The sequence below is a fragment of the Pseudomonas sp. SJZ079 genome, assembly GCF_007993865.1.
GTDB lineage: Bacteria > Pseudomonadota > Gammaproteobacteria > Pseudomonadales > Pseudomonadaceae > Aquipseudomonas.
Genome location: NZ_VIUH01000013.1, coordinates 71,573 through 82,953 on the forward strand (window position 1 = coordinate 71,573; position 11,381 = coordinate 82,953).

Genomic DNA, 11,381 nt, shown 5'->3' on the forward strand with positions numbered 1-11,381 from the left:
GACGTTTGCCGGCGGCAGCCGATGAATCTGGAGCAGGAGGAACGCCTGCTGCTCGCGCAGCAGCGTCGTGGCTATAACCGTCTGCAGTTCGCCGCAGTGCTGGAACAGGGCTTTGTCGAGCACCGCGTGCAGCGCATGCGTCGGCGGCTGCTGTTGATCGCCAGTACGGCGATAGTCTTTCAACTGATCTATACCGGCCTCGACCTGGCGCTGATGCCGCTGACGGTCAGCCTGTCGGTCATGCCGCTGCGCCTGCTGGGGATCCTCGTGGTCCTGCTGGCAATCGTCTATTGCCGGCGCCCACAGAGCCCGCCGCGTCGCGCGTTGCTCGCCTACACCGGCGCCTATGCGCTGAATGGCGCCTGCGTTGCGCTGATCATTCACCTGTGTTGGGCCCAGGGCGTGGCCATGCCCTATGACGGGCTGTTCCTGATAGTGCTATTCGGCTATGTGCTGCTCGGCGTGTCGTTTCGCGCCGTGAGCCTGGCCGCTTGGGGCTTCTGTGCGGTGTTTCTGCTGCTCGGTCTGCTGTTGACCGAAGCGGGTGCCGCGTTGGCTTACCAGGCCTTGTTTCTGCTCTGCGCCAACTTGATCGGCAGTGGCGGTGCCTATCTGCAAGAGCACGGTCAGCGCGGCGCCTGGCTCAATCTGCGTCTGCTCGACTTGGCCCGCCAGCGCGCCGAAACCGATGACGCGCGCAAGTTGCGCCTGCTGGCCGCCGCCAGCCACGACCTGCGCCAACCCCTGAATGCCATGGGGCTGTACGCCCAGCATCTGCTGGAACAGAGCCAGGAGCCGAGCCTGCATCGCGTCAGCGGCCAGTTGGCGACCTCGGTGGAGCAACTCAGCCGCTTGCTGCAATCGATGCTGGATTACACCCGCCTGACGCTGCCCGGTGGTGTGCAGGTGAATGCCGAGGCCTTTGCCCTGCGTCCGTTGCTCGAGCGCTTGAGCGGCGAGGCGCGCCATGAGGCGCGGGTACAGGGCATCGAACTGGAGCTGCACTGCACTGAGCTGTGGGTGCGCAGCGACCCGCTGTTGCTCGAGCGGATGCTGCGCAACCTGCTGAATAATGCCTTGCGCCATTCCCGGGCGGGACGGGTGTGGATCGGTGCTCGGGAAGATGGCGGCGTGGTGCTGCTGGAGGTGGGCGACGATGGCCGTGGTTTGGCGGCAGAGGAACAGACGCGGGTCTTCGAGGAATTCAGTCAGTTGGATAACCCGGGGCGCAATGCCGAGCGCGGCCTGGGTTTGGGCCTGGCCATCGTCCAGCAGCTGGCGACCTTGCTGGAGCATCCGCTGCAACTGCATTCCAGCCCGGGGCAGGGTGCGCGCTTTACGCTGCGTCTGCCGTTCGCAGCGGCGGGCGAACGGCAGCCCGTCGTGGCGGTTGGCGCTGCGCTGAACGGTCGGGTGTTGCTGCTGGAAGACGATGACGCCGGGCGCGAGGCGCTGTCCGGCTTATTGCGCCGTTGGGGTTGTCAGGTGTGGGCTTGCGCCGATCTGGATGAGGCCTTGCAGTGTCTGGCGCAGGCGGCGCCCCAGCTGCTGCTCAGCGATTACCGACTGGCGGCGCAGGAGGATGGCTTACGCGCTATCGAGCGTCTGCGCGAGGAGGCTGGGCGGATGTTGCCGGCGCTGCTGATCAGTGCCGACCTCACGCCCGAGTTGCAGGAACGTTGCATCCCCGCGCACGTCACCCTGCTCGGCAAACCGTTGCTGCCCGCGCGTTTGCGTCAGGCCCTGATGATATTGCTACCGGCTGTGCCTGCGGGCGGCGGGCCATTGCAAGAGCGGGCCAGCCAGTAGCCCGGATGAAATCCGGGGAAGTTTATCGCCGGCTAAACCGCTCCTGGATTGCGCCAGGGCTTATCCGTGCTACGAGAGCTGGGCAAGGTGGATGAGGCCTTTTTCATTCGTCATTTTTCATCCACCAATGGTCGTTCCCGCTCCGTTTAGGCATGCAGCACGGACGCTCTGCGGCCGGATGAGCGGTGGCCTTGGCGCCTACAGCCAGCCGCGTTGCCGCGCCGCATTCACGCAGGCGGTGCGGTTGTGCACGTCGAACTCCTGAAACAATGCCTTCAGGTGAGTCTTTACCGTGTCTTCCGAGACCCCCAGCCGACGGCAGATGGCCTTGTTCGGCAAACCGTCGGCCAGCAGCAGCAGGATTTCCTGTTGGCGTGGTGTCAGTGGCGGTTTGTCGCCGGTGGCCGGCGCCTGCAAGGTCTCGCCCAGCAGCACACGGGTGACGGCCTGGCGCAGATCGTCGCCATCGGCGCTTTTTGGAATAAAGCCCAAGGCGCCGGCCGCCAGTGCCGCCTGGGCGTCCAGGTTGGAGTCGCTGGCGCTGAGAATCGCCACCGGGGTCATGCGGCCTTGCCGTTGCCAGCGTTGCAGCAGCTCCAGGCCGGGCAGGTCCGGGAGGCGCAGGTCGAGCAGAATCAGATCGAAATCATGCTGGCGCAGGCAGGCTTCAGCCTCGTCGGCGTTTTGCGCAGTATGGATGTGCAGGTCAGGGCAGAGCGGGGCGAGGGCCAGGCTGAGGCCGTCGAGAAAGATCCGGTGGTCATCCACCAGCAACAGGCGCAGCTGTTCGGGTAAGGCAGTACAGAGTGTGGTCATGGCGGCGTGTTCTTGTGTTTATAGTCGCCGCGCGAGTTTAGCCTAAAGTGCTCGCTGAATTAGAAGCGGTAGGTCACTTGTGTACCCAAACCATGGGCGGTGTTCTTGTACGTGGAGCGGTAAGCCCCTTTGGTCGCGCTGACATGGTTGATTTCGGTGTCGTCTTCCATCAGGTAGGAGTAGGCGACATCGATGCTCATCTGGTCACTCGGGCTCCAGCCAGCGCCCAGGCTGAGGATGGTGCGATCGCCGGTGGGGATGCGCGGTGAACGGTCGGCATTGTTGGTCGGCGACTGGTCAACGGCCAGGCCGGCGCGCAGCGTCCAGTGCGGGTTCAGCTTATACGCCGCGCCCACGGCATGGGCCCAGGTGTCATGCCAGTTCTGCGCTTCGGTGATGGTGCTGAGATTACCGGCGAGCAAACCGCCGACGCCCTGGTTATCCACGCGAATCTCTTCCAGCCGGCTCCAGCGAGTCCAGGTGCTGCCGGCGTACAGCGTCCAGTCGGCGTTGAGCTCATGGGTGATGGAGAGGTCCACGGACTCGGGGGTGGTCAGCTCCAGCGAGGCGTCGTAGGTACCCGCCGATGAGCCGATCACAAAGCCGGGACCTGCCACTTCTGTCTCGCCCTTGAGGCGGTATTCGACCTTGGAGTGATAGGTCAGGCCGAAACGGGTCTGGGCGTTCAGCTCGAACAGCACGCCGGCGTTGTAACCCAGCGCCAGGTCGTCGCCCTTGATCTTCACTTCGCCGTCGCCGGCACCCGGTAGCGGGTTGCGCAGGGCCGAGGTGAGTTCGCCGTCGATGCGGTTGATGGTCGGGCCAAAGCCGAACGACAGCTGGTCGTTGAAGCGGTAGCTGAGGGTCGGTTGCAGGGTCACCACGCGCACTTCGCTGCGCTTGCCGTAATAACGGCCCTGGAAGTTGTCTTCGTAGTCGGTGATCAGGCCGAAGGGCACGTACAGGCCGAGGCCGAAGGTCCAGTTCTCGTCCAGCGGTTTGACGTAATAGCCCATGGGCGCGCCGACCAACGGCACCATGTCGCCGTCGTTGCTGCCGGAGAAACTGCCGCTGGCATCGTCGATATCGGTTCTGGCATAGATCAAGGCAACGCCGCCGCTGACTTGCTCGCGCTTCAGGCGCGACATGCCGGCCGGGTTGCCGAATACGGTAGTGGCATCCTCGGCGGACGACGAACGACCAGCAAAGGCGCTGCCCATGCTGCTGACGCTTTGTTCGTTGATGGCAAAGCCGCCGGCCAGGCTATGACTGGACACTGCAGCAATGGCCAGGGCCAGGCTGGTTTTGAGGGCGTTGTTTTTCACAGGAGACTCCATCCGGGGTAAAGCGGGGCGCAGAAACTAGCAGGCTTTGCAGTGTCCGCCAAGTAACTGAAGCCCCCGGAATAGAGCGGTTTTGTCCTACAATTTGCGGAAGTACGCGGGTATTTGCAGTAATCGTGTTAGTTCGGGGGCGGACTGGTTGGCCCAGTTCGCCAGCGTGCCGAGTGGACTCAGGCGACTCGGCTGAGGTTGCCGATGCAGCGTTGCCAGGCCTGGATGAAGTCGCGGGTGCGGCCGTTAGGGTGAAACACCAGGCGCCAGATCCGGGCCAAGCCCAGCAGATCATCGGCGGCGGGCAACTCGGTGTGCTCGGTCTCGATCAGCATCCAGGCGATTGCGGTGGCATAGCGCAGGTTGACGGTCAGCTCCAGGTGCGGGGCGGCGAGAAAGGCGTGTTGGCTAGCCAGGCCGCGCACCTGGCTGGCCAGTTCCGGGTCGAGGGCCAGGTGCTGGTCCCATAGTTGTTGATGACGCAGCTCGGCGATGCGATAGAGGCCATGCCCGCGGCGATCGTCGAGGGCCGAGCCCAGTGCCGACTGGCTGGCGGCCGCACCCAGCAATAAGGCCTCGGCGCTCGCTGAGTGACGCCCCAGATAAATCAGGGTGGGGCGGATCACATGCAGGCATAACTCGCTGGCGGCAATTCCCATAAAGCCCTCGAGAAAGGTGTCCGGCAGGGCCTGGGCGCGTGGCAGCTTCTGTTCATTCTAGAGCGGCCCTACCGGAAGCGGGGGTTAGCCGCTTATGTTGAAGTGTAGTGCGACCTTTGCGCTGTAAAGGACTGTTTTTAAATTGTTTTCAGCTCTTGATTATTGCCTATATATCGCTTGGTGCTTAGCAGTAGGCCGTTTGGTTAGTTACCCGCTGGTCCGAAGACGCGCATTGTGGCGCGGCGCTGGCCGGGTCAATCGCCTGTGGCGACAGGTCGGCTCGGGTCGGTAATCCACTCGCTCCAGGAGCCGGCGTAGAGCGGCGCCAACGGGTAACCGGCGAGGCACAGGGCGAACAGGTTGTGGCAGGCGGTGACGCCTGAACCGCAATAGGCGACCAGCTCATTGGCGGGGCGTTGCTTGAGCTGCGCGGCAAAGCGCTGGCGCAGTTGCTCGGCGGGTAGAAAACGGCCAGTGCTGTCCAGGTTGTCGGTGAACGCCGCACATTGAGCGCCGGGAATATGCCCGGCGACCGGATCGAGCGGTTCCACTTCACCGCGAAAGCGCGGCAAGGCACGGGCGTCGAGCAGGGTCAGGTCCGGGCTGTGCAGGCGTTGCTGCAGTTGCTTGGCGCTGACCAGCAGGCTGTCATCCACTTGGCCCTGAAAGTCGCCAGGAGTAGCACTGAGTTGTATTCGTGTCAGTTGCAGGCCGGCCTCGCGCCAGGCCTTCAAACCGCCGTCGAGCAGGGAAACCCCCTCACGTTTGCCCAACCAGGCCAGCAGCCACCAGGCGCGGGCGGCAAAAGCGCCGGGGCCGTCGTCGTACAGCACCACCTCGCTGGCATTGTTCAAACCCCACTGCCGCAAGCGTTCGAGCAGTGCGGCCGGTTGCGGCAACGGGTGGCGGCCGGTAACGCCCTTGCTGATCGGCCCAGACAGGTCGCGCTCGAGATCGGCGAACTGCGCTCCGGCGATGTGCCCTTCATCGTAGCTGCGCTGGCCATAGGTCGGATCATCGAGGGCGAAGCGACAATCGAGAATCATTAGGTCGGGTTGTTCCAGGCGGGCATGCAGTGTGCTGGGCGTGATCAGTTGAGCGATGGGCATGGCAGGCCTCCTCGAGGCAAGGGCAGATCGAAAGCATGATAAACCGCGCCAGCGCTTATGCGCGCTGCGGGTATTGACGCGATGAACTGAAACCCATGGCTCAACCCATCGCGCGATTCATCGCAGAAAAAACGGCTGAGATTGAGGCGCAGCCGTGGCATTGTTTTCGGGATGAGTGCATGGCGGCAGGCCATCTCGCCCACTTCGTTTAATGGACGGGTAAACGCTAGAGTTTCTGCCTGCCGATTAAGTTAAGTGCGAGTCCCACCCTAAGGATTTCCAACGATGATCGATCTCAGCGCCTTCCCCATCACCCGTAAGTGGCCCGCCCGCTATCCCGAGCGCTTGCAGCTGTATTCGCTGCCAACGCCCAACGGGGTAAAGGTTTCGATCATGCTGGAAGAGACGGGTTTGCCCTACGAGGCGCACCGAGTCAGGTTCGATAGCCATGATCAGCTGTCGTCCGAATTTCTTTCGTTAAATCCCAACAACAAGATTCCGGCCATCCTCGATCCCAACGGACCGGAGGGCAAGCCGCTGCCCTTGTTTGAGTCGGGCGCCATTCTGATTTACCTCGCCGACAAGAGCGGACAGCTGTTGCCCGGCGACCCCCACGCGCGTTACCAGGCGCTGCAGTGGCTGATGTGGCAAATGGGTGGGATCGGCCCGATGTTCGGGCAGGTCGGCTTCTTCAACAAGTTTGCCGGCAAGGAGTTCGCCGACAAACGTCCTCGGGATCGCTACGTCGCAGAGTCGCGGCGCCTGCTCGCGGTGCTCAATCAGCGCCTGACGGATCACCCGTGGTTGCTGGGTGATACCTACTCGATTGCGGACATTGCCACCTTCCCCTGGGTGCGCAATCTGATCGGCTTCTACGAGGCGGGTGATCTGGTGGGTATCAGCGACTTTCCCCATGTCACCCGAGCCTTGACTGCATTCTTGAAGCGGCCGGCTGTGCAGCGCGGTTTAACCATTCCTGAGTAGCCATGGAGTGGCATGTATTTTTCTTGGCTCACTAGAGATTGGATCAATAGCCAGGCTAAACACGCGTGCAATTGATCGGGGACGATAGTCGGCCTTGCTTAATCTGAACGCCCGGGACGTACGCATTAATAAATTGGACATAGGCCCATGGATGAGGTGTTGGTGCAGCAGTTGCTGATTGTCATGGTTTTTACCTTGGTAGCCGGCATGGCCATGCCGCTTGGTGCGGGGTTGGCCAGTGTCGAGCGAATTCGGCCGCGTTGGCTGGAGGATGAGTTTCGGCACAGCGTGATCGCCTTCGGCGGCGGTGCGCTACTCGCCGCGGTGGCGCTGGTGTTGGTGCCGGAGGCGATCGAGAGTCTTAGCCCTGGGGCTGCCGCGCTGTGGTTTTGTGCGGGCGGCGCGGCGTTTATGGGGCTGGATATTCTGCTGTACCGCATGCAGACCTCGGCCAGCCAGTTGGCGGCGATGTTGGCGGATTTTGTTCCAGAGTCTCTGGCGCTGGGCGCCGCCTTTGCCCTTGGCGGGGAAGGCGCGATGCTGCTGGCCGGACTGATGGCGCTGCAGAATTTGCCGGAAGGCTTCAATGCCTATCGCGAATTGAACAGTTCGACCGCCTACAGCCGCTCGAAGATTATCCTGATGTTCAGCGCTATGGCGCTGCTCGGCCCGGTCGCCGGTGTGTCGGGGTATCTGTGGCTGGCGGATTATCCCTCGTTGGTGGCGGCGGTCATGTTGTTTGCCGCCGGCGGCATTCTCTACTCGGTGTTTCAGGACATCGCCCCCCAGGCCAAGTTGGACAAGCATTGGGCGCCGTCCTTTGGCGCCTTGCTGGGCTTTGTGCTGGGGATTGTCGGGCATATGTTTACTGTGGCGTAAGGGGCTCTGCTGTATCGTGCGGGCCCTTCACACTCAATCAGCGAAGAGACCGCGATGAAGCGCTTTGTACTACTGGATACGGTTCAGATCCCCGAGGATCGTGGAGCACTTTGTCTGTTCGAGTACGGCGAGGACTTCGTGATCAAGATCGCGGGTGGCGACGGCGGTCAGTTGATGAATACGCGCATGCACGGCTCCGAAGATGCGCTGGCGGCGATTCCCTGCAAGAAGGTCGCGGGCCGGCCGGGTTCACGGGTGCTGATCGGTGGTCTGGGCATGGGCTTCACCCTGGCCTCGGCCCTGCAACATCTGGGCAAGGATGCCGAAGTGGTGGTGGCCGAACTGGTGCCGGGGGTGGTCGAGTGGAATCGTGGGCCGTTGGGCGCCAAGTCCGGCTATCCGCTGCTCGATCCGCGTACCCGGGTGCTGCAGGACGATGTGGCCAAGCTGCTCAAGGCCGAAACCAGTGCCTATGACGCGATCATGCTGGATGTCGACAACGGCCCCGAAGGCCTGACCCAAAAGGGCAACAGCTGGCTGTACTCCGCCGAGGGGCTGCGCCACTGCCACCAGGCGCTACGGCCCAAGGGCATGCTGGCGGTGTGGTCGGCCAGCGCCGACCGCAAATTCGCCGACAAGGTGGCCAGGGCCGGTTTCAAGGTGGAGGAGGTGCAGGTCTACGCTCACGGCAACCGGGGCACGCGTCACACCATCTGGATTGCCGAGAAGCTTAAGTAGCTCGGCGCAGGAACATAAAAGCCCGCTACCGGTGACCCGGTCGCGGGCTTTTTACTGTGCAGTGCCAGCTAGCGGATTCTCAACTTGCCGATGCGGTCGTTGTCCAGGCTGCCGAAGTACAGGGAGTCGCCGACCGGCTTGACCGAGGTGACCATGCGCAGGTGGCTGCCACTGGTGTCGTGCAGGCTGCGGATGATCTCACCCTGTTCATTGAGCGCGATGGCAAAACCGTAGGGCACGGCTTTGGGCCACAGCGCGCGCGGCAGTTTGGCCAGTTGCGCCTTCAGCCAGGGATGGCGATGAAGGAAGTCGGCGTCGGCCTTGCGCGGCGACGGCAGGGCCACCCAGAAGGTGCCTGCCCGGTCGCCTTGCAGGTTGTCGGGCAGGCCCGGCAGGTTGTCGATGAACACATCGTGGGTGCCGGCTTTAGCGCCTTTCAGCCTATAGCGGGTGATGCGGTAGCGGTAGGTTTCGTTGACCAGGACGAAGTCTTCGTTGGCCGACAGCGCCACGCCGTTGGCGAAGTACAGGTCCTGGAGCAGTACCTTGGTGACGCCGGTGGCGGGATCGTAGCTGAGTAGACGGCCCCAGGGGCGGGCCTCGAGCAGGTCGAGCAGGTAGTCCGGTTGTTCGAAACGCTGGCTGGCGTCGCTGAAGTAGATGGTGCCGTCGCTGGCGATATCCAGGTCATTGGTGAAGCGCAAGGGTACGCCCTCGGCCTCGGTGGTCAGCACCTTGATCTGCCCTTGCGGGGTTATCGACAGCAGGCCCTTGTAGGCGTCGGCGACAATCAGATTGCCGGCGGCATCGAAGTCCATGCCCAGAGGGCGGCCCTGGGTGTCGGCGAAGGGTTCGACGCTGTCATCGGCCTCGATGCGCACGATGGTGCCGTCGTGCAGGCCGCTGTAGACCCGGCCCTGAGCATCCACGGCCGTGTCTTCGGGGCCATGTATCTGGCCTTTGCCGAGCAGTTGGGCCTTCATCAGCGTGTCGTTGGGCTCCAGTACCCCGGTCATGGCGGGCGCTGTCGGTGCCTCCCAGGCGAGTGGCTCGATCGGACTGGGGGTTATCGCCAGGTAGATGGCCAGGGCGGCGATCATCAGGGCGAGCAGGCCAAGCAGTTTCTTCATCCTTGTTATTCCTTGTGCTGAAGCGGACCGATTGGCGTCAGGTTACACAGTTAGTCGGCGTCTGTGAGGGCCAGAGACAGTGGCCGTACTCGACTTATTCCAAAACGCTGGGCACCCGCGCCGGGTCGCCCAGGCATTCGGCCAGACGGTCGTACACCAGGCGAATGCGCGCGGGCACCGGGCCGCGTTGCGGCCGGTAGAGGAACAGCTCCCAGGGAGGCGGCCGCTGCTCGTCGAGTACGCTGCACAGTTGGCCGCTGCGAATCGCCGGCAACACCAGGTAGCTGGGCAGTTGACCGATGGCCAGCCCGGCCAGTACGGCGTCGAGTTCGGTCTCCTGATCGTCGGTGGTGAAACTGGGGTTAGCCGGTTGCAGGTGCCGGCCCTTGTCGAAGTACCAGGGCCAGGCACGGCCACTGCCACGGTCGACCAAGGCGCTGGTGGGCAAGTTGTGCAGGTCTTCGATGCTGGCGGGACTACCGGTTTTCGCCAGCAGTGCCGGGGTCGCCACCGTGAGCAGGGGAATTTTTGCGACCGCACGGGCGATGTAGCTGCGATCGCGGATAAAGCCGATGCGCACGCCCATGTCGATTTGCGCGTCCACCGCGTCGGTCATCAGGTCCGAGAGGCGCAGGTCGAATTCGATCTGCGGATAATTGGCGATCAACTCGCCGAGCAGCGGCAGGACGAAGCGCCTGCCGACCGCGTTGGGCGCGGTGATGCGTACGCGTCCGGCCAGCTCGGTGGCGGACGGTCGAGTATGGCGCTGGAACAATTGATCGAAGCTGCTCAGGGTTTGCCGCGCCTGGCTGGCCAGCTGTTCGCCGAACGCAGTGATCTGTACCTGACGGGTGCTGCGGTGAAACAGCAGCTCACCGAACAGGGCTTCCAGTTCCTTGATTGCCCGGGTCACGCTTTGTGGCGAGATTCCCAGGCGGCTGGCGGCCTCGCGAAAGTTGCCGGTTTCTGCAGCGACCGCGAAGATCCGCAGCATTTCCATCCGATTGAGCACGTTTTTGCTCCTGTGTGAGCGTGGATAATTCCATATTATGGAATTTCGAAATCCTATCTCTTCCATTCAGCGGATGAACAGCACTGCGCATACTGACTGTCATGCAGGAATCTTCCTGCGTCTTCCCGCTAGGTTGAGGAGAACAGCATGAGCAACAACATTTCCGGAAAAGTCGTGGTCATCACCGGTGCCAGCAGCGGTCTGGGCGAAATCACCGCGCGTCATCTGGCCGCGCTGGGTGCCTCGGTGGTGCTTGGCGCACGGCGCAAGGAAAATCTCGACAGCATCGTCAGTGAAATCACCGCCAAGGGCGGTAAAGCCGTGGCCTTCACCACCGACGTCAGCGTGCCGGCGCAAGTCAATGCGCTGATCCAGGGGGCATTGGACAGCTTTGGGCGCATCGATGTGCTGGTCAACAACGCCGGGTTCATGGCCATTGCGCCGATGGCGCAGGGGCGCACCGACGAATGGGAGCGGATGATCGACATCAACATCAAGGGCGTGCTCTATGGCATCGCCGCCGCGTTGCCGCACATGCAGAAGCAGAACAGTGGGCACATCATCAATATCGCCTCGGTAGCCGGGATCAAGGTCTTCGCCCCGGGCGGCACCGTGTACAGCGGCACCAAGTACGCGGTGCGCGCGATCACCGAAGGGCTGCGCATGGAAGTGGGCGGTAACATCCGCACCACCATCATCTCCCCCGGTGCGGTGGATTCCGAACTCAAGCACGGCAGCTCCGATGAGGCTTCGAGCAAGGCGGTCAAGGACTTCTACCAGCAGGCCATTCCATCCGACTCGGTCGCCCGCGCCATCGCCTATGCCATCGAACAGCCGGCCGAGGTGGAAATCAACGAAGTGGTGCTGCGCCCGACCATGCAGGATTTCTGATCGGGGACTCAATGCCCCGG

The 11,381-nt window shown here is 62.9% G+C and carries 11 protein-coding genes; 5 read left to right on the forward strand and 6 right to left on the reverse strand.

Features of this window, described 5'->3' with window-relative positions; translation table 11 throughout:
* The first annotated feature begins 21 nt into the window (after positions 1–21).
* Positions 22–1,809 (forward strand): hybrid sensor histidine kinase/response regulator, encoded by a 1,788-nt coding sequence (locus tag FBY03_RS13430; RefSeq protein ID WP_147172880.1) that lies wholly within the window; start codon positions 22–24, stop codon positions 1,807–1,809.
* Positions 1,810–2,007: 198 nt separating this feature from the next.
* Here FBY03_RS13430 and FBY03_RS13435 read toward each other — a convergent pair whose 3' ends face one another.
* The 4 genes from FBY03_RS13435 to FBY03_RS13450 form a co-directional block, all read right to left on the reverse strand.
* On the reverse strand, positions 2,008–2,625 hold the full coding sequence (locus tag FBY03_RS13435) for a response regulator transcription factor (protein ID WP_147172881.1): 618 nt from the start codon (positions 2,623–2,625) through the stop codon (positions 2,008–2,010).
* 59 nt (positions 2,626–2,684) lie between these two features.
* Positions 2,685–3,950, reverse strand: a complete 1,266-nt coding sequence (locus FBY03_RS13440; RefSeq protein WP_256677929.1) for an OmpP1/FadL family transporter — start codon at positions 3,948–3,950, stop codon at positions 2,685–2,687.
* A gap of 188 nt (positions 3,951–4,138) precedes the next feature.
* On the reverse strand, positions 4,139–4,618 hold the full coding sequence (locus FBY03_RS13445) for a hypothetical protein (RefSeq protein WP_147172883.1): 480 nt from the start codon (positions 4,616–4,618) through the stop codon (positions 4,139–4,141).
* A gap of 254 nt (positions 4,619–4,872) precedes the next feature.
* Positions 4,873–5,727: a sulfurtransferase gene (locus FBY03_RS13450; protein WP_147172884.1), complete on the reverse strand. Its 855-nt coding sequence runs from the start codon at positions 5,725–5,727 to the stop codon at positions 4,873–4,875.
* Between the two features lie 285 nt (positions 5,728–6,012).
* Here FBY03_RS13450 and FBY03_RS13455 point away from each other — a divergent pair, with 285 nt between their 5' ends.
* From FBY03_RS13455 to FBY03_RS13465, 3 genes are all read left to right on the forward strand, one after another.
* The gene (locus FBY03_RS13455; RefSeq protein ID WP_147172885.1) at positions 6,013–6,711 is read left to right on the forward strand and encodes a glutathione S-transferase C-terminal domain-containing protein; all 699 of its coding nucleotides are present in this window, start codon (positions 6,013–6,015) and stop codon (positions 6,709–6,711) included.
* 147 nt (positions 6,712–6,858) lie between these two features.
* Complete coding sequence (locus FBY03_RS13460) at positions 6,859–7,590, forward strand: ZIP family metal transporter (protein ID WP_218570781.1); 732 nt, start codon at positions 6,859–6,861, stop codon at positions 7,588–7,590.
* Positions 7,591–7,644: 54 nt separating this feature from the next.
* On the forward strand, positions 7,645–8,328 hold the full coding sequence (locus FBY03_RS13465) for a spermidine synthase (RefSeq protein WP_147172886.1): 684 nt from the start codon (positions 7,645–7,647) through the stop codon (positions 8,326–8,328).
* Positions 8,329–8,396: 68 nt separating this feature from the next.
* On the opposite strand, the gene FBY03_RS13470 is transcribed toward FBY03_RS13465, so the two are convergent.
* Both FBY03_RS13470 and FBY03_RS13475 read right to left on the reverse strand, forming a co-directional pair.
* Positions 8,397–9,458 carry an SMP-30/gluconolactonase/LRE family protein gene (locus FBY03_RS13470; RefSeq protein WP_147172887.1) on the reverse strand — a complete coding sequence of 354 codons (1,062 nt, stop codon included), beginning with the start codon at positions 9,456–9,458 and terminating at the stop codon, positions 8,397–8,399.
* Between the two features lie 94 nt (positions 9,459–9,552).
* Complete coding sequence (locus FBY03_RS13475) at positions 9,553–10,470, reverse strand: LysR family transcriptional regulator (RefSeq protein ID WP_147172888.1); 918 nt, start codon at positions 10,468–10,470, stop codon at positions 9,553–9,555.
* A 147-nt stretch (positions 10,471–10,617) separates the two neighbouring features.
* On the opposite strand from FBY03_RS13475, the gene FBY03_RS13480 reads away from it, so the two are divergent.
* Entirely contained in the window at positions 10,618–11,361 is a 744-nt protein-coding gene (locus FBY03_RS13480; RefSeq protein WP_147172889.1) for an SDR family oxidoreductase, read from the forward strand.
* Positions 11,362–11,381 lie beyond the last annotated feature (20 nt).